Consider the following 23932-nt stretch of genomic DNA (forward strand, 5'->3'; position numbering starts at 1 on the left):
CCGGAAGTAGTTGGGGGTTGCCCCCTGTGAGATAAGGAAGTCGCTTAGCTAAAGGGAGTTTAGCTCAGCTGGGAGAGCATCTGCCTTACAAGCAGAGGGTCAGCGGTTCGATCCCGTTAACTCCCATTTTAGCGGGTGTAGTTTAGTGGTAAAACTACAGCCTTCCAAGCTGTTGTCGCGAGTTCGATTCTCGTCACCCGCTTTGAACATAGTTCAATTTACCAAGTTTTTAAAACTTGGGCGCGTAGCTCAGGTGGTTAGAGCGCACGCCTGATAAGCGTGAGGTCGGTGGTTCGAGTCCACTCGTGCCCATTGAAATATGGTCCGTTGGTCAAGGGGTTAAGACACCGCCTTTTCACGGCGGTAACACGGGTTCGAATCCCGTACGGACTATTTATTGGAGGATTACCCAAGTCCGGCTGAAGGGAACGGTCTTGAAAACCGTCAGGCGTGTAAAAGCGTGCGTGGGTTCGAATCCCACATCCTCCTTTATTATTAACGCGGGATGGAGCAGCTCGGTAGCTCGTCGGGCTCATAACCCGAAGGTCGTAGGTTCAAATCCTGCTCCCGCAATAAGGCTCGGTAGCTCAGTTGGTAGAGCAATGGATTGAAGCTCCATGTGTCGGCGGTTCGATTCCGTCTCGCGCCATTTAAATATTTTGGAAGGGTAGCGAAGAGGCTAAACGCGGCGGACTGTAAATCCGCTCCTTCGGGTTCGGGGGTTCGAATCCCTCCCCTTCCATAACCTTAACTACGGGCATAGTTTAAAGGTAGAACTAAGGTCTCCAAAACCTTCAGTGTGGGTTCAATTCCTACTGCCCGTGTTTTAAAATTATGGCGGGTGTGGTGAAGTGGTTAACACACCAGATTGTGGCTCTGGCATGCGTGGGTTCGATCCCCATCACTCGCCTATTTTATATTATTGGGGTATAGCCAAGCGGTAAGGCAAGGGACTTTGACTCCCTCATGCGTTGGTTCGAATCCAGCTACCCCAGTTACTATTTGCCGGCGTGGCGGAATTGGCAGACGCGCTGGACTCAAAATCCAGTGTCCGCAAGGACGTGCCGGTTCGACCCCGGCCGCCGGTATAATATAGTATTAAGAAACATTGTTAAATCAATGTTTCTTTTTACTTTGGTCAACTTATGGTCAACAATTCTCTTTTTTAACTAAACTTGTTAATACTGAACGAACTTTATTGTTTTCAATTTCTGCTTTTTCCTTTATCAGATGGCCGTAAGTTTCAGTTATTTGTTTAATATCTCGATGCCCCATTAACTTTGAAACTGCCCAAATATCAACACCCATTGCTAGCATAGTTGAACAATACGTGTGTCTCAGACCTGTACTTGTCATATTCTGCGGATAAATTTTCAAATCTTTTAAAATTTGCTTTAGATGCTTATTGATTCCTGAATTTGTTACAATCTTATAATTTAAATCTACTAAAATCATATTTTCGCTATTTGTAATTGTGCCATTTTCAATGAATACAGTTTGTTCTTGTTTTAATTTTTTTAGAATAGTTAAAGTATCATTATCAATTGGTATTGTACGGACTGATTCTTCTGTTTTTGGGTTTGCCCAACGTTTTCTTGCTGTATCATATCGTCTATAAGTTTTGATTTCTGAACTTTCCCACAATACACAATCCCATGTGAGACCTGCAACTTCTCCTGCACGCATTCCTGTTTTCAGTTGAATCAACAGTAAATACGGAACTATAGAAGTAGTTAAATCAAGATTGTTTTCTAAATGTGTTACTAGTTTTTGATAGTCATCAAAGCTATGAATATATTTTTCATCTTTTCTTTTTTTGGGGGGACGACCTGAAAGAATAACCCCTTCAGTAAAATCTTCGATATTAAGCTTATCTCTTTTTGCAAATACAATAACATTCCTAATTTCCGCATTCATTCTACTTACATTGTCACGACAATTTGTTTCAGCGTACTTATTAATAAATGCTTGATATTCGCTCGCTTTGATTTTTAATGCTGGTTTATCTTTAAAATAATCTTTGATAAACTTACCACGCAATAAATGTTTATTAAATGTAGCTTCTGCTTTTCCGAGTGGTTTGACTGTTAATTCTAGCCACTTTTCCCATAGAGCATAGAATGTAATATTTTTATCAATTATTGCACCATTAAGCAATTTTAACTCAAGAGCTAACGCTTCAATTTCAGCTTCTCTTTTTGTCTTAAAGCCTGAATTTGAAGCAACTACCTTTTTATTTTTATCAAAAATTCTATAATCCCATAAATTCTTTTTACCTCGTTTTCTGAATGAAACTGACATGATTACCTCTTCCTAAAAGACGATAACCAAGATATTATCTTGATTATCGTATCATAAACTAAAGATTTCTGCAAAGTTTTCTTCAAAAAATTTTTTCGTTTTGCTGGCTAAAAAGTAGTACCGTCCGCCTTGGTTTTCAGGATATTTTACAAATCCTTCTTTGTTTTTATCAATATCGATTTTTGAGCGAATATCAGCTCGATAGAGAACATTTTCAAGTAACCAAGGTCGAGAGACTGAAACCATCTCTAAAACCTCAGATAAGCTCATATATTTCCCCTGAGAAGCCTTGTTTTTTAAGTCAAGATATTCATCTTTTTCAATAATGATATGTGTTTTAGGAAGATTTACTTCTAAATTGTCTATTTTGATTAAAATTTTATCTTTCATATAATTTTTTCTCTTTCTATGATAAAATAGAAGCAGAAATAGTATTTATTATTTCTACTAGTTTTAGTTATCGCTGTTTTTTTCTGTTTGGTCGATAGAGGAATCAGCGATTTCTTTTTTAATTTCTGATAAAACATCGTCAGTAACAATATTTATACCTTTACTAATTAATTTTTGAGCAATATCTTCAATACATTGTTTTTGTTCTATTAGCTCAAGATATTGTTTCATTTCAAACGTTAATTCCTTGTACTGATTATCATCAATCTTGACATGATAAACAATGTAATGAATACGTCTATAAAGCTGAGTTATAGGGTCATTTTTCTGTTTATCGGGAGAAACTAACATCTTGTAAATTTGATATGGACTGAAAATGCTAGAAATATGAATCTTATCCCACAATGCGTATACATTACTATAACGAGCATGAACTTGGTTGGGATATACATCTAATATTTTCAAAAAAGCTTGATAATCAATATCCCCTTTAAATTCGTCCATGAATAAAATTGATTCTCCCATATAATTATCTAACCCACCTGTACCATAATCTGATAAAACATAAACATCTTCTATACCAAATATTTCTTTCAATCGGACTTGCATATAACTTTTTCCTGTTCCTGAACCTCCCAAATGCCAATAGACCTTCATTTTCTTGACAAGTGGAGCGTTAGCCACTTGCAGTTGATAATAATGCTCCTTAATCATTTTTGAAAATTTGCGATAAGATAAATTTTGACGCATAATTTGCTCGGGAGATAGACCCTCTTCGAGCAGTTCTTGTATAATGTCTAAATCTTTTCGTTTGCCTTGTTGATTTGCTTCAATGATACCATGATTCATCATCGGAACAACTGTCGTATGAGCTTTCTCCTCGTGTTTTCCCGTCTTATTTAGATATGCTATGACTTGTTCACGAGTTCCACGAGTCAGTTCAACATGGATAGTAGGGTAGAGCTTTTTGATAGCTGAAAAACGTGTCTGATTTTTTGCTTCTAAAATCAGATGGGAGTGATGATTACCATTATCTCCTATCTCATAATTTGCAGCTGCTGAACGAGTTTCTTCTTTACCGTCTACCCAGAGATAAATTAGATGTTCAACCATTTCTTCAGGACTATATTTTTTATTCGCTTCAAGATTATTTCGAAATTCTTCTACTTGTTTTCGAGTTTCATCTGAATATTTTTCATCATTAAAACTTGTATCATTAACATCAAAGAGCTTATCAATATTGTTGAGAGTACAACAAAATGAATTCGCTTTAAATTGAGAGTTGAGTTCTTTTGACATAATATAAATTTCCTCCGTTTTTGTCTTTGTCTTGATAGTAAAAAACTCTTTTTGACTTGTCGATTTGTGTCTTTGTCTTGGAAGTAGTGTAAGGGTAATACTAGCCTTACACTACACTCTATACAGTCATAAAACTTTAAAATTTGTGCTGGTGTACCTGCCTGCCTTCAGCAGCAGTACACCGCACTATTATTTTTTTCTAAATGCTGTTGAGCTGAATGTTCTACTATTTTCTAATCTAATGAAATCATTAAATAAGTAACTACTGTCTAGCTGATTTAATTCTCTTTTTGCCTGTGCCAATAATTCTTCCATAATATTATAACTTTCACAATTTGCTGGAAAAGTCCATTTTGCAACAGCTTTTTCTTCATAGTAAATAACAGTCAATGTTAACAGTGAACGATTCGCTTTTCTGATGATTTCTTGTTTTGTATTACTGTAACGAGAAGATTCTTCCAAACTTGGCTCTACATTTATCTGCCTACAAAATCGTCTCATTTGCCATGTCGCGACGTATGATTTGATGCTGTTTCTGAAATAGTCGAATTCCGCATTACGAGACGCAAAATCTAAAATAATTATAAAAAACAAGATAGAAAATGCACTCACTATAATTAAACGCAATATCCAAATAAACATTACAAAATAATAGAACGTTTCTAAGTGAATTTGAGTAATTAAAAACATTGCTAAACGTTCTATAATAAAGAATATAAATAAAATAAAAATTGTAAAATTAACTACATTATATTTGTTAAAATATTTCTTCATGTGATTTCTTCCTTCCTGATGTTATAAGAGGGGGTTAGAAGTGGCATAATATGCGTACGATGTTCACTATCTGTAAACTTGACTATACCAGTACCGATTCCAGAAGGGACTACAATATTATCGACATTTGTATTTGGTAGCAAGAACTGACAAGTATTCGCATTTATCTCACCTAAAATAAAGATACAGTTGATTTGTTCCCTAACTGCTGTATTCCCTGCAAAGGCAGTCGCATCAAAACGTTGACTGCACAAAATGAGTGAAATTGAGGTCTGACGACCGAGGAGCGCAATTGTCCCAAGTAATTGCCCAAATGCTTCACGAGACTGCTTTGAGCTACCTTGGACCAATGCTAGTAATTCATCTATTACAATATAAATTCGTTCGAAACGCTTATTAGGCTCTTTCAGTAATATCTCTCCACGTTCATAAATCTTTCTGATGATTTTTGACAAAGTCTCATTCACTACAGTCAGGAAGCTGTTCAAATTTTCTCCGTGAGTAGGAGCTAATACTTCCAAACCTAATTCTTTACTTAGTAAATAAATGTCCGAAAGTTTAGGGTCGACGCAAATAATTTGATTAGTAAATGATTTTAGACAAGTAATCAAATAACGTAAAAAGTGTGTCTTCCCCGAACCAGATGGTCCGCTCACTGCCAGATGTGTAACCGATTTCATAGAGATGTTACAAATGTTGTTCGACATAATTGGGAGAGCATTTTCTGATACGTTCTGTTTGATAAAAGATGCAAGATTATCAAGCTTTAAGCGCGTCGGGATGCCATCGAGCCAAGGAAAGAAAAATGCACGTGCTTGATTTTCATTGGTTGTATCATAAGGAACAAAAACTGCATTATTCTGTGGTAAGAGTGTCTTGTATGGATATAGTATTCCAGAGCATATTGCTGAAATTTTAAAATAAAGTTGCGAATCAAGTGAATACGAAACTGGAAGGGTGGGTGTGTAAAAGAATCCCGTGTCATTGCTTGCGACTTTAATATTAAACGAACCTAAATATGATGATTCATTATTAATATCTAGAGCATTATTCAAATTTCTTAAAATAAATTGTTCTAACTCGAACTTGTCTTTGCCAAATTCAACTACATCAGCAGAAGTTGCTGATGTAGCTTGATTTTGGCTTTTATTCATTAAAAAAGCCATGCATTATTTTCCTTTCTTAATACTAGTTGCTCTGAAATAAAGTTGTCCAGATTGATTCTCAAAAGCTTCTAAATCTTCAAACTCAACAATATCGCCAATTTCAAATTTTGATAAATCAGGTTTATTATTAGGTAAAAACTTGATTTTAAAGGGATTGTGATTGTCAGTTGCAACGTAAACTTGATAACCTAAAATTTTATCAGTACGTTTCATTTTTTCTTTACCTTTAACAATTTCACCAGTTTTTTCGAATTCATATTGAGTCTCAAGTTGTTTACCTACCAGCTTAAGAACTTCATCTGAAAGAGCCTCTTCTGCAAGGCTAGAACTGTAACCATTTACTTTTTTAAAAAATACCATCACGGGTACCTCCATGTTATTAATTTATTTTGTAGCAGTTGCTTTTGCTACAATATAATCATAACAAAAATAACCGTTTATAACAATAGTAAAATAGGGTTATAAACGGTTATATTTTAACCGAGCATAATGGATTATTGACTATATATAAAATAAGTGTTATACTCTCATTAAGAAAAATAATCGGTTAGAATATAGTACTTAATCGATTATTTAGAAACAGAGGTAAAAGATGGCTAAAAAATCTATTGAAGAAAAAATTTATAACGGAAAAACATATAGAACAAGTGCTTTTTTGAAAAAAAAGCTATATTTATCAGCAGAAAGTAGCAGAAGAATTCTTAAAGATTATGAACATAATCCTGATTTGGGAGTGAATCCTAAATTCTATGATGAAAAAATTATAAATCAAATCATAGAAGATTATGACAACAACGAATCAAAAAGGAAGAGTATAGAAAAAAGAAAAAGAAAACTTGAAGAAGAAAGAGCATTACAAGAAAAAATTTCATTCGAAAATTATGAATCTGAACTCGTTGATGTTGCTGATTGGTTTTTAATAAATAAACGCATCGAAAAAGACCTTGTTATTGTCATGTTAAAAAATCTATTTTCAGCTATGGGCAAAAGATTTAATATGGATTTATTTAATGAAGATGTAGCAAAAGTAGAAAAATATAATCGAGCTGTTGGAGGTTATGGAATTCCAAGACCACTAGATATTGTAGAAGCTGATGACAGATTAAATGCAGATGATGGATATTTGGAATAAAAAAATAACCGCTAGGATATGTGAATCTTAGCGGTTATTTATGTTATTCAATAAGGTTGCTACTGCATCAATTATATCTGTTTTTTGTGGTTCTGGTATTTGTTCAAGTTGATTGATAATATTTTCAATTTCTTTACTCTTTTCTGGAAAACCGAAATTAAAAAATGTTTTTTCATCTACTTCAAGAGCTATTAAAATTTTGTTTAGTGTTTGTATTTGAAAATTATATTTTTCATTTTCAATGTTATGGATATGCTTAGAACCTAAGCCAGCCAGTTCAGAAAGTTTTTCTTGGCTAATTCCTTTGGTTAATCGCAAATATCTAATTCTTTTGGCAATGAAAGTTTGTAAGTTATTTTGATTCATAGTTTTTACCTTTATTTATTATTTTAAAGATAAAAATTATAAATAATAAGTAGCACAAATTACACTTATATATCAAATAAGTGTTGCATATTACACTAAAAAATGATAGAATAGTGTAGTAAAATTATAAAAAAGCTCACTTTATTAGTTTTTAAAGGAGAATTGATGAAGAAACTGCAAACAATTACCACTTCAACAGCTATTGCACTTGCATCAGTTGGTGGAACTGCATTTGCTCAAGAAGCTCAAGCGACTCCAGTACTTTCTAACACTGCTGTCAATGAACCTGCTCTTGTTGCTAAGTCACAAGTGAAACCAGTTGAAAAAACTGAAGTTCCTGCGCCTTCTACAGTGAAACCTGCTCTTGACGCTCAGAAAGCTGTTGTTAAAGAAGCTGAAGCTAAAGTTGAAACAGCTAAAACTGGCGTTCAAGAAAAAGAAGCTAATGTAGCTTCAATTGAAACAGAATATGATAATGCAGATAAAGCTGTTAAAGATGCAGAAGCAATTGCTTCACAAGTAACACCTGAAAAAGTTGCTGAAGTTAAAGATGCTCAAACTAAAAACCTTGATGCTCAAACAAAGAATCAAGAAGCAACTGAAGCTACAACTGAACAAATCAAAGCTGAAACCACAGTTCTTGCTGAAAAGCAATCAGACGTGGCAAGTGCTGAAGCTAATCTTGAACAAGCAAATCATAACGTTCAAAGTGCTGAAAAAACAGTCGAAAATGCAGAATCTGCACTTGACGGAACTGGACTTGCAAATGCTGAAAAAGATTTGGAAAATGCCAAAACTGCTGTAAAAGGTGCTGAAGCTACAGTTGCTGAAGCTGAAGATGCTTTCAAGACAGCAAAAAAAGCTGATGAAGCACGTGAAGATGCTATCAAATCAGCTGAAACTGATGTAAATACTAAAAATGATGCTGTCAAATTGGCTAAAGAAAAATTGGTAACAGCTAATCAACATGCTAAATCAGTAGACGCTAAGTTGGAAGATGCTCAAACTGAACTTACTAAAGCTCAAGATGCAATCAAAAATGTTGATATTGTAAATATCCAAAATCCAACTTTCCACATTTCTGATAGTCTCCGTGATAAAATTGGTGCAAAATCAAATGATATCACATACCAAGACGCTTATGAATTGTGGCGAGCAAATGATAACGAAACAACTCGACGTGTTATGCGCGGTATGGCTGTTCAAATGTCTAGCGCATCAACTATTAAAATCAGTGAAGGTGATAAAAATCGCCCAATCGATTTGAATAACCTAACAGATAACCAATTGGTTGAAATTAGTGATTTCTATGCTGAAATGCTCACTCAATTGAACCATAATTTTGGTTACAATGCAAACAAAAAAGCTTATGTTTCAAGTGAAACACTTGACCGTTCAAAACGAGATGCTAAACGTTATGAAGAACGTGCTCTTGACCCAGATGTAGCTGGTCATATCCGTAGCGGACTTGAAAATCTCACATCATTTGGTGACGGACACGATTTCAAAACTATGTATGATTTAAAATATGGTGTTAAACGTACATTTCAATTGACGTCTTATGAAGATGAAGTCGAAAATTGGGGACATTTGCGTAATAACTTGTCTAACCAAGCCGTTAGTTCGGTAGCTTTGACAGTTGCAAATATCAACGGAAAATACTGGATGCTAACAACATTTGGTGGTACCCAAGAAACATCCGTTTCTAAACGTGTTGACATCGAAGCTATCAAGAAAGCAGTCGCAACAGCTGAAGAAAATGTGAAACAAGCTACCACTGCATCAGAAAATGCTAAGAATGCTTTGACAACAGCTTCAACTGATTACGCAAGCGCACTTAGCTTGAAAACTGAAGCTGAAAAAGTATTAGCTGACGCAATGGCTACGCCATTGCAAGCCCAAGTTGCCGAAAACAACCTACGTTTGGCAAACATTGCTCTTGAAAATGCTAAGAAACGTGAAGCTACAGCAAGTGAAGCAGTCGCTAACTTCTCAGCAAGTCTAGCTGACAAGAAAACTGCTCTTAAAGAAGCTAAACAAGCACTTAAAGATGCCAAATTGGTTCAAACAATTGCGTCACAAGCTCTTGAAAATGTTTCAGCCAAACTTGAAGACCAAGAAACTAAACTAAACAACTTGAACAAACAAGTTACTAAACTTCTTGCTGAAAAAGACGCCCTTGTTAAAGAAGCTAAAGAATTGGCTGAACAATTGCAAGCATATTTGGACGCACCAGTTGCTCTAGCAAATGCAAAACAAGCTCGAACAGCAATTAGTGTCAAATTGGAACTCGCTAAAGCTGACCTAGAAATGGCACAGTCTAAGCTTGAAAACTTGTTGACTGCACAAAAAGCAGAAGAAGCTAAACTTGCAGAACTTGAAGCAACATATGCTAAACTTGTTGACCTTGCAGAGAAAGCTCAAGAAAATGTTGTTGCAACACTTCCTGACGGTACAGTAATCGCTGTCCCTAAAGTAGCTCCAACTGCTGAAACACTTCCTGAGTTGAATCTTGATGTACTTGTTAAGGAAGATGCGAAAGATAGCGTTGTGAAAACACTTCCTGACGGAACAATCGTAGCTGTCCCTAAAGATGCACCAGTTGCTGAAACACTTCCTACTGTCAATGTTGACGAATTGAAGAAAGCTCTTGATGCAGGTAAAGAAGTTACTGTAGACGCACAAGGAAATGTTGTTGTGAAAGAAAAACGTGAAACATACTCAGCGCCTGCTGTTAAATTAGTAGAAAACGAAAAAGTGACTTACTCAAGAGTAGAGCGTGCAAAAACATTGCCAAACACTGGCGAAAACTCAAGTGTTGCGATGTTGGTATTTGGTGCAATTCTTGGAACATTTGGACTTGCATCAGTACGTAGAAAAAATTAGAATAATAAAAAAATCTTCTTATTACAAATAGGAAGATTTTTGTTAAAATATATTAGAAGAAAGAAATAATGTGAGGGTTAAAAATGAGAACTCCTAAAAAATATAATGATTTAATTAAGAATAAAGAAATAACAAATAAAATTATTGCAGAATGTATATATTCTGTTAATAAAAGAGCAAAAAACTATCGAGATAAAATAAAAGATTATAATCAAGCTGGGTTCTACAAATACAAAGAAAATAATATTGAAAATGCAAAAGAACAAAAAGAAAAATACTATAGTATGAAAGACGATTTATTATTAAACTTCAGCCCAAAATTGATTCATAAAAAGTATGATGGGGAGAAAAGACAACGAGTCTATAGTTATCAAAAAAATTATGCAAAACTATATAATGAAAAAATAAATGATATTGTTTGGGAAAATAGTTACTATGACTACGATAGAAATAAGGAAGTTGATTTTTTTGATTACAGCTTAGGTGAGAAAAAATATTCATATTTCTTGTATTATGAAATCGGTGAATATAGTTTTCATACCCCAATTACAGAAGAAAGGGTAGAAAAAAATACTCAATTGGAAATCAAAGAAATAGATGAGAATTTTCAAACTCATGGAGCTGATATAGTAGATTTACTTTCAACTCAATTTGTTCAAAAAGTAATAGACTTGTTAGATAGTGGAGATTATACAATTATAGAATAATTAAAAAAATCTTCTTATTATAAATAGGAAGATTTTTTGGATTCACAAAAATAGTTTAAAAGACTACGCTATTTAAACCATTTTTGAGAATGAATATTGGACTATACCGATTGTGCCGAACACGGTATCGAACTATGTATAAAAAATTGTGATTATTAAATTTCAAGGCTATAAAATTAAAGCAAAAGTTTAAAATTTATTTGGTCAACCATTGGTCAATTTCCTCAATTTCAATACTAACTAGCGTGTGATAATATCTTGATTTAATCGTTTCTTGGTTATTTATTTTAACTTATTTTAACACTAGTTTGTTGGCCGCCGGTATAGTATTAAAGACAAGGTTTGTAGACCTTGTCTTTTTTGTTGAATAATTTATTAAAATTTCACTAAAAAAGGTCTATACCATTTACAAATTGTTTTGAAAGGTTTATAATGTAATTGACATAATAAATAGTAGATTATTTCTTAAGGGGGTTATCATTATGCCTAAGTATATTAAAGCTGATCAATTTTTCTATCCACATGGTATTCGTCGTGGAGGTTATTTGGAACTTATTGATGGCAAGTTTGGTAAGCATGTTGAAGAGATTTCTGGGGATGCTGAAATTTTAGATTATTCTGGTTATAGCATCGCACCTGGTCTCGTTGATACCCACATTCATGGTTTTGGTGGTGTGGATGTCATGGATAATAATATTGAAGGAACTCTTCATACGATGAGTGAAGGTCTTCTTAGTACAGGTGTTACTAGTTTCCTACCAACTACACTAACTTCATCATACGAACAATTGCTGGCTGTTACTGAAAACATTGGTGCACGCTATCAAGAAGCTTCTGGTGCTAAGATTCGTGGTATTTATTTTGAAGGACCTTACTTCACCGAAGAATTTAAGGGGGCTCAAAATCCTGCTTATATGAAAGATCCACGTATGTATGAGTTCCGCGCTTGGCAGAAGGCTGCTAATGGTCTTCTTAATAAAATTGCTCTTGCACCTGAACGTGATGGGGTTGAGGACTTTGTACGTACTATTACTGGTGAAGGTGTAACTGTTGCTCTTGGTCACTCTAATGCTACATTTGATGAAGCTAAAAAAGCTGTTGATGCCGGGGCTAGTGTCTGGGTACATGCATACAATGGTATGCGTGGATTGACTCACCGTGAACTTGGGATGGTTGGCGCTATGTATGAATTGCCTCACACTTATGCAGAATTGATTTGTGATGGTCATCACGTGGATCCTAAGGCTTGCGAAATTCTTCTTAAACAAAAAGGAACTGAAAATATTGCCCTTATCACTGACTGTATGACAGCAGGTGGTTTGCAAGATGGCGATTATATGTTAGGTGAATTTCCAGTTGTAGTTGCAAATGGGACTGCTCGCCTTAAATCTACAGGTAACTTGGCAGGTTCCATACTCAAACTTAAAGATGGTTTGAAAAATGTTGTTGAGTGGGGAATTGCAAATCCTCATGAAGCAGTCATGATGGCTAGTCTGAACCCAGCTAAATCAGTTCATATCGATGACGTCTGTGGACAAATTCGTGAAGGCTACGATGCAGACTTTATCGTGTTAGATAAAGATTTGGAATTAGTAGCAACTTATCTAGATGGTGAAAAACGTTATCAAGCATAATTTCTAAAGAAGAAACTTGTTTAGTTTCTTCTTTTTTAAAAGTTCTATAATGAAGTTAGCCACCCAGCCCTCCTAAAAATTAGATACTTCAACTAGCTTATAGCTAGTCCTCGATTTCATTTGATAAGAGGCTTGATGCTGTTAGGCTGGCGAGCCAAGGCTAAGACTAGCCTTGGTTTAGCTGACGAAACAGCTTCAAGCCTCTTATCAAATGAAAGCTAATTATAGGCATAAGAAAACACCTCTGTGTTATACTTGTTGTTCACCACAAACACAAGAAAGGCACAGAGATGCAAGACAATTATACTACAAAAGGTAAACATTTGACAATCGATAGCCGTCGCTTAATCGAACGATGGAAAAAAGAAGGAAAATCAAATAGAGAAATTGCCTCTCTACTTGGAAAAGCTCCTCAAACTATCCACACTGAAATCAAGCGTGGGACAGTCCTACAATGTCTTGAAAAAGGGCGCTTCAAAAAGGTTTATTCTGCCGACTATGCTCAACGATCTTATGAAAGCAATCGCAAGCGCTCGGTCAAGAAATCAAGCTTAACCAAGGAACTAAAGGAAAAGATTCTCCACTATCATAATCAAAAGTTTTCTCCTGAAATGATGGTCAAGGCTAAAGGGGTTAACGTGGGCATTTCTACCATCTACTACTGGATTCATCATGGAAAATTGGGGTTAACCAAACAGGATCTGCTCTATCCTAGAAAAGGAAAATCTGTTAAGAAACAAGCTAGCACCAATTTTAAACCCGCTGGTCAATCTATCGAACAGAGGCCTGAAGCTATTAATCTGCGATTGGGAAATGGGCATTATGAGATTGATACGGTTCTGCTTACAAGAGCGAAAAACTATTGTTTACTGGTCTTAACTGATCGAAGGACTAGGCATCAAATCATCCGATTAATTCCAAATAAAAGCGCTGAGTCGGTCAATCAGGCTCTAAAACTCATCTTAAAACAACATCAAATTCTTTCCATCACGGCAGATAACGGAACAGAATTCAACCGCTTGTCTGATGTGTTTTCTAAGGAACATATCTATTATGCACACCCCTATGCCTCTTGGGAAAGGGGAACTAATGAGAATCACAACAGGCTCATTCGTAGATGGTTACCTAAAGGAACTAAGAAAACGACTCCCAAAGAAGTCGCATTCATCGAAAAGTGGATTAATAACTATCCTAAAAAATGCTTGAACTACAAGTCCCCTAGAGAATTTCTTCTTGCTGGCTAACTTGAACTTGAAATTTAGCGTTTCTTCTTTTTTAAAATAAAATTTGTTATTTCTTTCACAAATTACTTGATTTTTTCAATGAAAAGGCTTGTAATTATGATATAAATAATACAAATAAAAAAGCGGAGGATTGCTTATGAAAGCTTATACTTACGTTAAACCAGGCCTTGCGTCATTTGTTGATGTAGACAAACCAGTTATTCGCAAGCCAACAGATGCTATTGTGCGTATCGTTAAGACTACTATTTGTGGTACAGACCTTCATATTATTAAAGGGGATGTTCCTGCTTGTAAGAGTGGAACTATCCTAGGACATGAAGGAATTGGTATTGTAGAGGAAGTCGGAGCAGGAGTTTCAAACTTCAAAAAGGGTGATAAGGTTTTGATTTCTTGCGTTTGTGCATGTGGCAAGTGTTACTATTGTAAAAAAGGAATCTATGCTCACTGTGAAGACGAAGGGGGTTGGATTTTTGGGCATTTGATCGACGGTATGCAAGCAGAATATCTTCGTGTGCCTCATGCTGACAATACTCTTTATCATACTCCAGCTGACTTGTCTGATGAAGCTTTGGTTATGTTATCTGATATCTTGCCAACTGGCTATGAAATTGGTGTCTTAAAAGGGAAAGTTGAGCCTGGTTGTAGTGTAGCTATCGTTGGTTCAGGGCCAGTCGGATTAGCAGCTCTTTTGACGGCACAATTCTATTCTCCAGCTAAATTGATTATGGTGGACCTAGACGATAACCGCTTGGATACTGCAGTTTCTTTCGGAGCTACTCATAAGATTAATTCTTCAGACCCTGAAAAAGCAATTCAAGAAATTTATGATTTAACAGATGGTCGAGGTGTGGATGTTGCTATAGAAGCTGTTGGTATTCCTGCAACGTTTGATCTCTGCCAAAAGATTATTGGTGTAGATGGAACAGTAGCCAACTGTGGTGTGCATGGTAAACCAGTTCAGTTTGATTTGGACACTCTTTGGATTCGGAACATTAACGTGACTACCGGATTGGTTTCTACCAATACAACTCCTCAGCTTTTGAAAGCCTTAGAAAGTCATAAAATTGAACCTGAAAAATTGGTAACTCATTATTTCAAACTTAGTGAAATAGAAAAGGCCTATGAAGTATTTAGTAAGGCCGCCGATCATCATGCGATTAAAGTGATCATTGAAAACGATATTTCAGAAGGTTAATCTTGTTTTTAAATCCAGTTATTCGTTTTTGAATAGCTGGATTTTTTGAAAATGTTATATAATTCGTGAAAATGAGCAAAATTCTTTCATTGTTCTCAAAATTTCGCTATAATATACGGTACAAAGGAAGTTAAACTATGTATCGAGTTATAAAAATGTACGGAGATTTTGAACCGTGGTGGTTTATAGAAGGCTGGGAAGACGACGTTATTGCGAGCAAAAAATTTGATAACTATTATGACGCCTTGAAATATTATAAGTCTTGTTGGTTTGAGTTAGAAAAGGAGATTCCCCTTTACAAAAGTAGAGGAGACTTGATGACTATTTTTTGGGATCCAGAAGATAAACGCTGGTGTGAAGAATGCGATGAATTCCTTCAGCAATATCATTCCTTGGCTTTGTTGGAAGATGGTCAAGTCATTCCTGACGAAAAATTTAGACCTGGTTACGAAAAGCAGACTGGTTTAGAAATCCACCGTACTTGTCGCATAAAAAAAGAAGAAACAACTTTTTAATGAAGTTGTTTCTTCTTTTTTTTATATTTTCTTCGAATAATAAGAATGAGGAGGAAGATATGGTACAAATACTTGCACAAGAATTGATTACATTGGCTAAAAAACAGGGAGCTCAGGACATCTATTTTGTTCCCAAGGATAGGGTCTATGAGCTACATATGCGAATTGGAGACGAGAGGCGATTTATTGATAGTTATGACTTTGAAAAGTTGGGTGCTGTCATTAGTCATTTTAAGTTTATTGCGGGGATGAACGTTGGAGAAAAACGCCGTAGTCAGCTTGGTTCCTGTGATTATCATCATGGAGACAAGGTTTCTTCATTACGCTTATCGACGGTGGGAGATTATCGTGGTCATGAGAGTCTAGTAATCCGGCTTTTGCATGATACAGAACAAGAGTTGCGCTTCTGGTTTCAAGACCTTAAGGAACTGGAAAAGGGCTTTAGGCAACGCGGGCTTTATCTTTTTGCAGGCCCCGTAGGAAGTGGTAAAACTACTTTGATGCATGAATTAGCCAAGTCATTGTTCAAGGGACAACAGGTCATGTCCATTGAAGATCCAGTAGAAATTAAGCAAGAAGAAATGCTACAATTACAGCTCAATGAAGCTATCGGACTTAGCTATGAGAACTTGATAAAACTTTCCCTACGACATCGTCCAGATCTTTTAATTATTGGAGAAATTCGAGATAGTGAAACAGCCCGTGCCGTTGTACGAGCTAGTCTGACAGGTGCCACGGTATTCTCGACAATCCATGCAAAGAGTGTTCGTGGGGTTTATGAGCGTCTTTTAGAACTTGGCGTCAGCGAAGATGAACTCGGAGTTGTTTTACAAGGTGTATGCTACCAAAGATTGATTGGGGGAGGAGGAATTATTGATTTTGCAAACCAAGATTATCAAGAACACCAAGCAAACAAGTGGAATGAGCAAATTGACCAACTTTTTAAAGACGGACATATCACTGCCCTTCAAGCTGAAACGGAGAAAATTAGCTACCAGTAAACAGAAGAAAATCATCACTCTCTTTAACAATTTGTTTTCCAGTGGTTTTCACATGGTAGAAATTATTTCTTTTCTAGATAGAAGTCTCTTATTGGAAAAGGAATATGTATCGCAGATGCGTTTAGGACTCTCGCAGGGAAACTCCTTCTCGGAAATGATGGGGACTTTAGGTTTTTCAAGTTCAATTGTCACACAACTTTCCTTGGCTGAAGTTCATGGGAATCTTCATTTGAGTTTAGGGAAAATTGAGGAGTATCTAGATAATCTTGCTAAGGTCAAGAAAAAGTTAATCGAAGTTGCGACCTATCCAATCATTTTGTTAGCTTTCTTACTGCTCATTATGTTGGGGTTGCGAAATTATCTCTTGCCCCAACTGGATAGTAGTAACATAGCTACCTTAGTGATTAGCAACCTACCACAGATTTTTTTGGGGATTACTCTATTGCTAGGTCTTGCATCTTTAACAGGATTGATTTTTTACAGAAAATCTAGGAAGATACCAGTCTTTTCTTTTCTAGCTAGAATCCCCTTTCTAGGTGTGTTTGTTCAGTATTATCTGACTGCCTATTATGCTAGAGAATGGGGTAATATGATTGGTCAAGGTCTGGAGCTATCACAGATTTTCCAGATGATGCAGGAGCAAGGGAATCCTCTTTTTAAGGAAATTGGACACGATTTAGATCAAGCTTTGCAAAGTGGGTATGAATTTTCTATGGTTGTGCAGAATTATCCTTTTTTTAGAAGAGAGTTGGGATTGATTATTGAATATGGAGAGATCAAATCCAAGTTGGGAAGCGAATTGGAAATCTATGCAGAGAAAACTTGGGAATCCTTCTTTACTCGAGTTAATCGTACTATGAACTTAGTTCAACCCCTGGTCTTTATTTTCGTAGCCCTACTAATCGTTTTATTGTACGCAGCCATGTTGCTGCCAATGTATCAAAATATGGAGGTAAATTTTTAGATGAAAAAAATGATGATGAAATTAAAAAAAGCTAAGGTAAAAGGGTTCACTCTGGTAGAAATGTTGGTCGTATTGCTCATCATTAGCGTCCTACTCTTACTGTTTGTACCAAATCTAACGAAGCAAAAGGATGCAGTGAATGACAAGGGGAAAGCAGCAGTCGTCAAGGTGGTAGAAAGCCAGGCCGAACTCTATAGTCTGGAGAAAAATGAGGATGCTAGTCTAAGTAAACTTCAGGCAGATGGACGTATCACTGCTGAGCAAGCAAAAGCTTACAAAGAGTATCATGATAAACAAAAGACAAGTCAAACAGTTGCGGATTAGGGCTTTTACCATGCTAGAAAGTCTATTGGTATTAGGGATAGTCAGTCTGTTAGCCTTGGGTTTGTCAAGTTCAGTTCAGTCCACTTTTGCGGCTGTGGAAGAACAAATTTTCTTTATGGAGTTTGAGGAACTTTATCGAGAAACCCAGAAGCGAAGTCTGGCTAGCCAGCAAAAGATGAACTTGATTTTAGAAGAGAGAAGCATTAGTAATGGCTATCAGAAATTGGCCATCCCTAAAGGGATTCAGCTTCAGTCACATCAGTCAATCACCTTTGATAAGGCAGGGGGGAGTTCATATCTGGTTAGCATCAGATTTCAAACAAGGAAAGAAGTGGTTCGCTACCGACTAAATATAGGAAATGGGAAGATTAAACGTATTCAAGAAGCAAAAAATTAAGGCGGTTATTTTACTGGAGGCAGTGATTTCACTAGCTATTTTTGCCAGTATTGCAACCCTCTTGTTAGGGCAGATTCAAGAAAGTAGACGACAGGAAACAAGACTCTTAGAACAGGAAGAAGTTTTGCGTGTGGCTCGTATGGCTTTGCAGACTGGACAAAAGCAGTTGACTGTCAATAGGCTTACAGTTCGTGTTGTCTCGAATGAGCGAGGTTTGGAGGTGTATCATGGAACTGAAAAATTACTGGCGATTCAAGATAAGTAGAGTCAGAGCTTTTACACTTTTAGAATCCCTGGTTGCTCTTATTGTGATTAGTGGGAGTTTGCTTCTTTTTCAATCTATGAGCCAACTCTTGGTTTCAGAAGTTCGCTACCAGCAGAAAAGTGAGCAAAAAGAATGGCTCTTATTTGTGGATCAGCTGGAAGCAGAGCTGAATCGAGCCCAATTTGAAAAAGTGGAGAATGAAAGACTTTACCTCAAACAGGATGGAAAACCTATTTCCATGGGAAAATCAAAGTCAGATGATTTTCGTAAAACAGATGCTAGTGGACGTGGCTATCAACCCATGGTCTACGGTCTGAAATCAGCACATATTTACCAAAAAGGGCAAAATGTTCATTTCAATTTTCAATTTGAAAAGGGACTAGAGAGGGAGTTTATCTATCGTGTGGAAAAAGAAAAAAGTTAGAGCTGGAGTTCTCCTTTACGCTGTCACTATTGCTGGAATTTTTAGTCTCTTGTTACAGTTTTATCTGAACCGGCAAGTAGCTCATCATCAGGATTATGCACTGAACAAAGAAAAACTTCTTGCATTTGCAATTGCTAAGAGGACCTATGAAAAAGCTAGTTCTGAGAGTGGTCAGCAGTCATTTAATGCAGGAAAGGCAACTTATCGTAATGACCAAAAGGGATTTACAGCGATTGTTGACACTGGGAAAAATCAATTTGAATTTCGTTTTCCACCTTTGAAAAAGACTGACGACAAGACGAAGAAAACAGAAAAAAAGTCAAAAGAAGAAAGCGAGAAGAAAAAAGAAGAACCGGTAAAAAATGAGGCCACCGAGACATCTAAAGTTGCTCCTTCTAAGAATGAAATGATAAGACATAGATTATCAGATTTGTAAAATCTAGTTTAAGTGGTGATGTTGGACTCAGTGGGTTAGGACGAGGTTTTTGATTGAAATCATGCTATAATAGATACATATGGAGGACGGAAAATGGCAAGTGTAAAATTGTATCTAGTGCGTCATGGGAAAACAATGTTTAATACGATTGGGCGTGCTCAAGGTTGGAGTGATACTCCCCTAACAGCTGAGGGAGAGCGAGGTATTCATGAATTGGGAATTGGTTTGCGTGAGTCAGGCTTAAGATTTGAGCGGGCTTATTCGAGTGACTCAGGACGTACCATCCAGACTATGGGAATTATCCTTGAGGAATTAGGTTTGACAGGGCAAATTCCTTATCGTATGGATAAGCGAATCCGTGAATGGTGCTTTGGTAGTTTTGATGGTGCATATGATGGAGACCTCTTTATGGGAATTATTCCACGTATTTTCAAAGTGGATCATGTCCATCAATTGTCCTATGCGGAGCTAGCTGAAGGTCTGGTAGAAGTAGACACAGCAGGCTGGGCTGAAGGCTGGGAAAAACTAAGTGGTCGTATTTGGGAAGGCTTTGAGGCCATCGCCAAGGAAATGGAAGCGAATGGGGGAGGGAATGCCCTCGTAGTCAGCCATGGAATGACTATTGGAACCATTGTTTATTTAATTAACGGCATGCATCCGCATGGTCTTGATAATGGGAGTGTAACAATCCTCAAGTACCAAGATGGTCAGTTCTCAGTCAAGATTGTTGGGGATCGTAGCTACCGTGAAATTGGACAAGCTAAACTAGAGGAGCAAGCTAGTTCAGAGAAATAAAACTTCTGTTCTCAATTAGAAGAATTTTAAACGATTTTATAGAATGCTGATGTCGTGATTCACAAGCTTGCGAGAGCTGAGTGCTTTGACAATAGCATTCTTTTTTGTTAGAATAGTATCAACATGAAAGCATAAGAAGGGACTGACAGAACTGTCGTCCCCTTTTGTCTATCTTATTAAGGGGGAAATATGCTGTTTCAGAAAATAAAAACTTATAAATGGCAGGCCCTGGCTTCCTTGGTTATGACAGGTCTAATGGTGACGAGTTCACTCTTGCAACCACGTTATTTGCAGGAGGTTTTAGAGGCCCTACTAACAGGTGATAATGAAGCTATTTATACTATCGGTTTTTGGTTGATTCTTGTTGCCTTGATTGGTTTGGTCGCAGGTGGCATCAATGTTGTGTTAGCGGCCTACATTGCGCAAGGAGTTTCGTCTGACTTGCGTGAAGATGCCTTTCGTAGGATTCAAACTTTTTCATACGCCAATATTGAGAAGTTTAATGCAGGGAACCTCGTTGTGCGTATGACTAACGATATCAACCAGATTCAAAACGTCGTTATGATGACCTTCCAAATCCTCTTTCGACTACCGATTTTATTTATTGGTTCCTTTATATTAGCCGTTGTCACTCTGCCTTCGCTGTGGTGGGTGCTGGTTCTTATGGTCGTTTTGATCGTCGCCATGACAGGTCTTATGATGGGAATGATGGGGCCTCGATTTGCAAAATTCCAGAACTTATTGGAGCGTATCAATGCCATTGCCAAAGAAAATTTACGTGGTGTGCGCGTGGTTAAGTCTTTTGTCCGAGAAAAAGACCAGTTTGCTAAGTTTACGCAGGTGTCAGATGAATTATTGGGAGAAAACCTTTATATTGGTTATGCCTTTTCTGTTATGCAACCTGCAATGATGTTAATTTCGTATGGGGCTGTTTTTCTCTCAATCTGGCTTGTAGCAGGTATGGCAGAGTCAGATCCATCAGTCGTTGGTTCCATTGCTTCCTTTGTGAACTATCTGAGTCAGATTATCTTTACTATCGTTATGGTTGGATTTTTGGGGAATTCAGTCACTCGTGCCATGATTTCCCTCCGTCGTATTCGCGAAATCCTTGATACAGAACCGGCTATGACCTTCAAGGATGTGGAAGATGAAGAATTAGAAGGAAGTCTCAGTTTTGAAAATGTAACCTTCACCTATCCAAATGATGAGGAACCTATCCTAAAAGATGTATCCTTCGATATCGCAGCTGGTGAGATGGTTGGGGTTGTCGGAGCAACTGGTGCAGGTAAATCAACCTTGGCTCAGTTGATTCCACGACTGTTTGATCCTCAGCAAGGTTCAATCAAAATTGGCGGAAAGGACATTCGTACAGTTAGTGAAGGGACACTTCGCAAAACAGTTTCTATCGTCTTACAGAGAGCCATTCTTTTTAGTGGAACCATCGCAGATAACCTCAGACAAGGAAAGGGAGATGCGACAGTTTCAGAACTGGAACGCGCAGCTCGTATCGCCCAGGCCAGTGAATTTATTAGTCGTATGGACTTAGCCTTTGAAAGTCCGGTTGAAGAACGTGGGACCAACTTTTCTGGTGGACAAAAACAACGAATGTCCATTGCTCGTGGGATTGTCAGCAATCCTAAAATCTTGATATTTGATGATTCTACTTCTGCCCTTGATGCCAAGTCAGAGCGCTTGGTTCAAGAGGCTCTTAACAAGGATTTGAAGGGAACGACTACGATTATCATCGCGCAAAAGATTAGCTCTGTTGTTCATGCTGATAAAATTTTAGTGCTTGACCAAGGTCGCTTGATTGGTCAAGGTAAACATGCTGACTTGGTTGCAACAAACCCAGTTTATCGTGAAATTTACGAAACGCAAAAAGGAAAGGAGGAGTAGGATGAAGACAGTTGAATTTTTTTGGAACTATTTTAAAGTTTACAAGACATCCTTTGTCGTTGTTATTGCTATGATTATCATTGCAACGATTGCACAAGCCCTCTTTCCAGTATTTGCAGGTCAAACAGTCACAGAGCTGGCTAACTTGGTTATAGCCTATCAAAATGGTAACCCAGATATGGTTTGGCAAAGTCTCCTAGGACTCCTGCTCAATCTTGCCTATATTTTAATCGTTTTAGTAGTTTCTAGTCTTATCTATATGGTCTTGATGAGCCGAATTATTGCCGAATCTACAAATGAGATGCGTAAGGAACTTTTTGGCAAGCTTTCTCGCTTGACGGTTTCCTTCTTTGATCGCCATCAAGATGGGGATATCCTGTCACGTTTTACCAGTGATTTGGATAATATTCTCCAAGCTTTCAACGAAAGTTTAGTGTCTGTCATGACTAATATTGCCCTTTTTATTGGCTTGCTGATTGTCATGTTCGCAAAAAATGTCACCTTGGCTTTAATCACAATTGCCAGCACTCCAATAGCTGTTATCATGTTGTTCTTTATCCTGAAGCTAGCGCGGAAATATACAAACCTCCAACAAAAGGAAGTTGGGAAGCTCAATGCTTATATGGATGAGAGTATCTCTGGACAAAAAGCAGTTATCGTTCAAGGTATCCAAGAAGATGTGATTGCTGGTTTTGTTGAGCAAAATGAACGGGTTCGAAAGGCCACTTTCAAGGGCAGAATGTTTTCAGGAATTCTCTTTCCTGTCATGAACGGAATGAGCTTGGTCAATACAGCAGTAGTTATTTTTGTCGGTTCAGCTGTATTATTGAATGATCAGAGTATCGAGACAGCAACTGCACTTGGTTTGATTGTCATGTTTACTCAGTTTTCGCAACAGTATTATCAGCCCATTATCCAATTGGCAGCGAGCTGGGGAAGTTTGCAACTGGCCTTTACAGGAGCGGACCGTATCCAAGAAATGTTTGATGCAGAGGAAGAAATTCGTCCTCAAGATGCTCCAATCTTTAACGAATTAAAAGAGGGTGTGGAGATTCGTAACGTAGACTTCTCCTACCTGCCAGGAAAACCCATTTTGAAAGATGTCAGCATCTCAGCTCCAAAAGGGAAAATGATTGCGGTAGTTGGTCCGACAGGTTCAGGGAAAACAACTATCATGAACTTAATCAATCGTTTTTATGATGTGGATGCAGGTAGTATCAGCTTTGATGGAACAGATATTCGTGAGTTTGATTTAGACAGTTTGCGAAGTAAGGTAGGAATTGTTCTACAGGATTCTGTTTTATTTAGTGGAACCATTCGAGACAATATTCGATTCGGTGTACCGGATGCTAGTCAGGAGATGATCGAAGCAGCTGCTAAGGCTACACACATCCATGACTACATCGAAAGCTTGCCAGATAAGTATGATACTTTGATTAATGATGACCAGAGCGTCTTCTCAACCGGTCAAAAACAGTTGATTTCCATCGCTCGTACCTTGATGACAGATCCACAGGTCTTAATCTTGGATGAGGCAACATCAAACGTTGATACTGTAACAGAAAGTAAGATTCAAAATGCCATGGAAGCTATTGTGGCAGGAAGAACTAGTTTTGTGATTGCTCACCGCCTGAAAACCATTCTCAATGCCGATCAGATTATTGTCCTTAAGGACGGTGAGGTTATCGAACAAGGAAATCATCACGAATTACTCAAGCTTGGAGGTTTTTACTCCGAACTGTACCATAATCAATTTGTCTTTGAATAAGCAAAAAAGTTGTCCTAATTTTGGGCAACTTTTTCTGATAAAAAAATTTTATC

Annotated in this window: 24 protein-coding genes and 12 tRNA genes; 29 read left to right on the forward strand and 7 right to left on the reverse strand. The window is 37.1% G+C overall.

Annotated features, from left to right (window positions below; all coding sequences use genetic code 11):
• Positions 1–53 precede the first annotated feature (53 nt).
• From QM374_RS08310 to QM374_RS08365, 12 genes are all read left to right on the forward strand, one after another.
• Positions 54–126 (forward strand) — tRNA-Val (locus QM374_RS08310).
• A 5-nt stretch (positions 127–131) separates the two neighbouring features.
• A tRNA-Gly gene (locus QM374_RS08315) sits at positions 132–202 on the forward strand.
• A 36-nt stretch (positions 203–238) separates the two neighbouring features.
• Positions 239–312: transfer RNA gene (locus tag QM374_RS08320), tRNA-Ile, on the forward strand.
• A 9-nt stretch (positions 313–321) separates the two neighbouring features.
• A tRNA-Glu gene (locus QM374_RS08325) sits at positions 322–393 on the forward strand.
• A gap of 6 nt (positions 394–399) precedes the next feature.
• Positions 400–489: transfer RNA gene (locus QM374_RS08330), tRNA-Ser, on the forward strand.
• A gap of 10 nt (positions 490–499) precedes the next feature.
• A tRNA-Met gene (locus tag QM374_RS08335) sits at positions 500–573 on the forward strand.
• Positions 574–576: 3 nt separating this feature from the next.
• Positions 577–649, forward strand: a tRNA-Phe gene (locus QM374_RS08340).
• 12 nt (positions 650–661) lie between these two features.
• A tRNA-Tyr gene (locus QM374_RS08345) sits at positions 662–742 on the forward strand.
• 11 nt (positions 743–753) lie between these two features.
• Positions 754–824, forward strand: a tRNA-Trp gene (locus tag QM374_RS08350).
• Positions 825–837: 13 nt separating this feature from the next.
• Positions 838–910: transfer RNA gene (locus QM374_RS08355), tRNA-His, on the forward strand.
• A gap of 13 nt (positions 911–923) precedes the next feature.
• Positions 924–995: transfer RNA gene (locus QM374_RS08360), tRNA-Gln, on the forward strand.
• 9 nt (positions 996–1004) lie between these two features.
• Positions 1005–1088: transfer RNA gene (locus tag QM374_RS08365), tRNA-Leu, on the forward strand.
• A 61-nt stretch (positions 1089–1149) separates the two neighbouring features.
• On the opposite strand, the gene QM374_RS08370 is transcribed toward QM374_RS08365, so the two are convergent.
• From QM374_RS08370 to QM374_RS08395, 6 genes are all read right to left on the reverse strand, one after another.
• Complete coding sequence (locus QM374_RS08370; RefSeq protein ID WP_414311450.1) at positions 1150–2301, reverse strand: tyrosine-type recombinase/integrase; 1152 nt, start codon at positions 2299–2301, stop codon at positions 1150–1152.
• A gap of 51 nt (positions 2302–2352) precedes the next feature.
• Entirely contained in the window at positions 2353–2691 is a 339-nt protein-coding gene (locus QM374_RS08375) for a DUF771 domain-containing protein (protein WP_414311451.1), read from the reverse strand.
• A gap of 63 nt (positions 2692–2754) precedes the next feature.
• The gene (locus QM374_RS08380; RefSeq protein ID WP_414311452.1) at positions 2755–3990 is read right to left on the reverse strand and encodes a replication protein RepA; all 1236 of its coding nucleotides are present in this window, start codon (positions 3988–3990) and stop codon (positions 2755–2757) included.
• 189 nt (positions 3991–4179) lie between these two features.
• On the reverse strand, positions 4180–4764 hold the full coding sequence (locus QM374_RS08385) for a hypothetical protein (RefSeq protein WP_414311453.1): 585 nt from the start codon (positions 4762–4764) through the stop codon (positions 4180–4182).
• Positions 4761–5930 carry a cell division protein FtsK gene (locus tag QM374_RS08390; protein WP_414311454.1) on the reverse strand — a complete coding sequence of 390 codons (1170 nt, stop codon included), beginning with the start codon at positions 5928–5930 and terminating at the stop codon, positions 4761–4763. Before QM374_RS08390 ends, QM374_RS08385 begins: the two co-directional genes overlap by 4 nt.
• 3 nt (positions 5931–5933) lie before the next feature.
• Positions 5934–6290 carry a hypothetical protein gene (locus tag QM374_RS08395; protein WP_414311455.1) on the reverse strand — a complete coding sequence of 119 codons (357 nt, stop codon included), beginning with the start codon at positions 6288–6290 and terminating at the stop codon, positions 5934–5936.
• A gap of 232 nt (positions 6291–6522) precedes the next feature.
• Here QM374_RS08395 and QM374_RS08400 point away from each other — a divergent pair, with 232 nt between their 5' ends.
• Complete coding sequence (locus QM374_RS08400; protein ID WP_414311456.1) at positions 6523–7062, forward strand: hypothetical protein; 540 nt, start codon at positions 6523–6525, stop codon at positions 7060–7062.
• Between the two features lie 27 nt (positions 7063–7089).
• Here the strand turns inward: QM374_RS08400 and QM374_RS08405 are convergent, their stop codons facing one another.
• Positions 7090–7428, reverse strand: a complete 339-nt coding sequence (locus QM374_RS08405; RefSeq protein WP_375555368.1) for a helix-turn-helix domain-containing protein — start codon at positions 7426–7428, stop codon at positions 7090–7092.
• A 165-nt stretch (positions 7429–7593) separates the two neighbouring features.
• Here QM374_RS08405 and QM374_RS08410 point away from each other — a divergent pair, with 165 nt between their 5' ends.
• The 16 genes from QM374_RS08410 (at position 7594) to QM374_RS08485 (ending at position 23879) form a co-directional block, all read left to right on the forward strand.
• The gene (locus tag QM374_RS08410) at positions 7594–10314 is read left to right on the forward strand and encodes an SEC10/PgrA surface exclusion domain-containing protein (RefSeq protein ID WP_414311457.1); all 2721 of its coding nucleotides are present in this window, start codon (positions 7594–7596) and stop codon (positions 10312–10314) included.
• A gap of 83 nt (positions 10315–10397) precedes the next feature.
• Complete coding sequence (locus QM374_RS08415) at positions 10398–11021, forward strand: hypothetical protein (RefSeq protein WP_414311458.1); 624 nt, start codon at positions 10398–10400, stop codon at positions 11019–11021.
• Between the two features lie 482 nt (positions 11022–11503).
• On the forward strand, positions 11504–12655 hold the full coding sequence (nagA, locus tag QM374_RS08420) for an N-acetylglucosamine-6-phosphate deacetylase (RefSeq protein WP_414311459.1): 1152 nt from the start codon (positions 11504–11506) through the stop codon (positions 12653–12655).
• A 290-nt stretch (positions 12656–12945) separates the two neighbouring features.
• Complete coding sequence (locus QM374_RS08425; RefSeq protein ID WP_414311460.1) at positions 12946–13899, forward strand: IS30 family transposase; 954 nt, start codon at positions 12946–12948, stop codon at positions 13897–13899.
• A gap of 136 nt (positions 13900–14035) precedes the next feature.
• The gene (locus QM374_RS08430; protein WP_000649456.1) at positions 14036–15094 is read left to right on the forward strand and encodes a zinc-dependent alcohol dehydrogenase family protein; all 1059 of its coding nucleotides are present in this window, start codon (positions 14036–14038) and stop codon (positions 15092–15094) included.
• Positions 15095–15231: 137 nt separating this feature from the next.
• Positions 15232–15609: a DUF1033 family protein gene (locus QM374_RS08435; RefSeq protein ID WP_007555701.1), complete on the forward strand. Its 378-nt coding sequence runs from the start codon at positions 15232–15234 to the stop codon at positions 15607–15609.
• A 59-nt stretch (positions 15610–15668) separates the two neighbouring features.
• A complete protein-coding gene (gene comGA / locus QM374_RS08440) occupies positions 15669–16610 on the forward strand; it encodes a competence type IV pilus ATPase ComGA (RefSeq protein WP_414311461.1) in 942 nt (313 codons plus the stop codon).
• Entirely contained in the window at positions 16531–17574 is a 1044-nt protein-coding gene (gene comGB / locus QM374_RS08445) for a competence type IV pilus assembly protein ComGB (protein ID WP_414311471.1), read from the forward strand. Before comGA ends, comGB begins: the two co-directional genes overlap by 80 nt.
• On the forward strand, positions 17575–17898 hold the full coding sequence (gene comGC, locus QM374_RS08450) for a competence type IV pilus major pilin ComGC (RefSeq protein ID WP_414311462.1): 324 nt from the start codon (positions 17575–17577) through the stop codon (positions 17896–17898).
• Positions 17861–18295 carry a competence type IV pilus minor pilin ComGD gene (comGD, locus tag QM374_RS08455; protein ID WP_414311463.1) on the forward strand — a complete coding sequence of 145 codons (435 nt, stop codon included), beginning with the start codon at positions 17861–17863 and terminating at the stop codon, positions 18293–18295. The genes comGC and comGD overlap by 38 nt, the downstream gene beginning before the upstream one ends.
• Entirely contained in the window at positions 18258–18560 is a 303-nt protein-coding gene (gene comGE / locus QM374_RS08460) for a competence type IV pilus minor pilin ComGE (RefSeq protein WP_414276513.1), read from the forward strand. Before comGD ends, comGE begins: the two co-directional genes overlap by 38 nt.
• The gene (gene comGF, locus QM374_RS08465; RefSeq protein ID WP_414311464.1) at positions 18523–18984 is read left to right on the forward strand and encodes a competence type IV pilus minor pilin ComGF; all 462 of its coding nucleotides are present in this window, start codon (positions 18523–18525) and stop codon (positions 18982–18984) included. The genes comGE and comGF overlap by 38 nt, the downstream gene beginning before the upstream one ends.
• Positions 18962–19420 carry a competence type IV pilus minor pilin ComGG gene (comGG, locus tag QM374_RS08470; RefSeq protein ID WP_414311465.1) on the forward strand — a complete coding sequence of 153 codons (459 nt, stop codon included), beginning with the start codon at positions 18962–18964 and terminating at the stop codon, positions 19418–19420. Before comGF ends, comGG begins: the two co-directional genes overlap by 23 nt.
• Positions 19421–19513: 93 nt before the next feature.
• The gene (locus tag QM374_RS08475; protein WP_414311466.1) at positions 19514–20215 is read left to right on the forward strand and encodes a histidine phosphatase family protein; all 702 of its coding nucleotides are present in this window, start codon (positions 19514–19516) and stop codon (positions 20213–20215) included.
• A 189-nt stretch (positions 20216–20404) separates the two neighbouring features.
• Entirely contained in the window at positions 20405–22111 is a 1707-nt protein-coding gene (locus QM374_RS08480; RefSeq protein ID WP_414311467.1) for an ABC transporter ATP-binding protein, read from the forward strand.
• Position 22112: 1 nt separating this feature from the next.
• A complete protein-coding gene (locus QM374_RS08485) occupies positions 22113–23879 on the forward strand; it encodes an ABC transporter ATP-binding protein (protein WP_414311468.1) in 1767 nt (588 codons plus the stop codon).
• Positions 23880–23932 lie beyond the last annotated feature (53 nt).

The organism is Streptococcus infantis (genome assembly GCF_047465525.1).
GTDB classification, from domain to species: domain Bacteria; phylum Bacillota; class Bacilli; order Lactobacillales; family Streptococcaceae; genus Streptococcus; species Streptococcus infantis_R.

What these genes read in the sequence shown, in the direction of transcription:
- QM374_RS08395 (WP_414311455.1), bottom strand. Translation starts at nt 6,290, where the DNA reads ATGGTATTTTTTAAAAAAGTAAATGGTTACAGTTCTAGCCTTGCAGAA.
- QM374_RS08430 (WP_000649456.1), top strand. Translation starts at nt 14,036, where the DNA reads ATGAAAGCTTATACTTACGTTAAACCAGGCCTTGCGTCATTTGTTGAT.
- comGD (WP_414311463.1), top strand. Translation starts at nt 17,861, where the DNA reads ATGATAAACAAAAGACAAGTCAAACAGTTGCGGATTAGGGCTTTTACC.
- comGC (WP_414311462.1), top strand. Translation starts at nt 17,575, where the DNA reads ATGAAAAAAATGATGATGAAATTAAAAAAAGCTAAGGTAAAAGGGTTC.
- QM374_RS08380 (WP_414311452.1), bottom strand. Translation starts at nt 3,990, where the DNA reads ATGTCAAAAGAACTCAACTCTCAATTTAAAGCGAATTCATTTTGTTGT.
- comGA (WP_414311461.1), top strand. Translation starts at nt 15,669, where the DNA reads ATGGTACAAATACTTGCACAAGAATTGATTACATTGGCTAAAAAACAG.
- QM374_RS08375 (WP_414311451.1), bottom strand. Translation starts at nt 2,691, where the DNA reads ATGAAAGATAAAATTTTAATCAAAATAGACAATTTAGAAGTAAATCTT.
- QM374_RS08400 (WP_414311456.1), top strand. Translation starts at nt 6,523, where the DNA reads ATGGCTAAAAAATCTATTGAAGAAAAAATTTATAACGGAAAAACATAT.
- QM374_RS08370 (WP_414311450.1), bottom strand. Translation starts at nt 2,301, where the DNA reads ATGTCAGTTTCATTCAGAAAACGAGGTAAAAAGAATTTATGGGATTAT.
- nagA (WP_414311459.1), top strand. Translation starts at nt 11,504, where the DNA reads ATGCCTAAGTATATTAAAGCTGATCAATTTTTCTATCCACATGGTATT.
- QM374_RS08425 (WP_414311460.1), top strand. Translation starts at nt 12,946, where the DNA reads ATGCAAGACAATTATACTACAAAAGGTAAACATTTGACAATCGATAGC.
- QM374_RS08405 (WP_375555368.1), bottom strand. Translation starts at nt 7,428, where the DNA reads ATGAATCAAAATAACTTACAAACTTTCATTGCCAAAAGAATTAGATAT.
- QM374_RS08415 (WP_414311458.1), top strand. Translation starts at nt 10,398, where the DNA reads ATGAGAACTCCTAAAAAATATAATGATTTAATTAAGAATAAAGAAATA.
- QM374_RS08410 (WP_414311457.1), top strand. Translation starts at nt 7,594, where the DNA reads ATGAAGAAACTGCAAACAATTACCACTTCAACAGCTATTGCACTTGCA.
- comGE (WP_414276513.1), top strand. Translation starts at nt 18,258, where the DNA reads ATGGGAAGATTAAACGTATTCAAGAAGCAAAAAATTAAGGCGGTTATT.
- comGB (WP_414311471.1), top strand. Translation starts at nt 16,531, where the DNA reads ATGAGCAAATTGACCAACTTTTTAAAGACGGACATATCACTGCCCTTC.
- QM374_RS08390 (WP_414311454.1), bottom strand. Translation starts at nt 5,930, where the DNA reads ATGGCTTTTTTAATGAATAAAAGCCAAAATCAAGCTACATCAGCAACT.
- QM374_RS08435 (WP_007555701.1), top strand. Translation starts at nt 15,232, where the DNA reads ATGTATCGAGTTATAAAAATGTACGGAGATTTTGAACCGTGGTGGTTT.
- QM374_RS08385 (WP_414311453.1), bottom strand. Translation starts at nt 4,764, where the DNA reads ATGAAGAAATATTTTAACAAATATAATGTAGTTAATTTTACAATTTTT.
- comGF (WP_414311464.1), top strand. Translation starts at nt 18,523, where the DNA reads ATGGAACTGAAAAATTACTGGCGATTCAAGATAAGTAGAGTCAGAGCT.
- QM374_RS08475 (WP_414311466.1), top strand. Translation starts at nt 19,514, where the DNA reads ATGGCAAGTGTAAAATTGTATCTAGTGCGTCATGGGAAAACAATGTTT.
- QM374_RS08480 (WP_414311467.1), top strand. Translation starts at nt 20,405, where the DNA reads ATGCTGTTTCAGAAAATAAAAACTTATAAATGGCAGGCCCTGGCTTCC.
- QM374_RS08485 (WP_414311468.1), top strand. Translation starts at nt 22,113, where the DNA reads ATGAAGACAGTTGAATTTTTTTGGAACTATTTTAAAGTTTACAAGACA.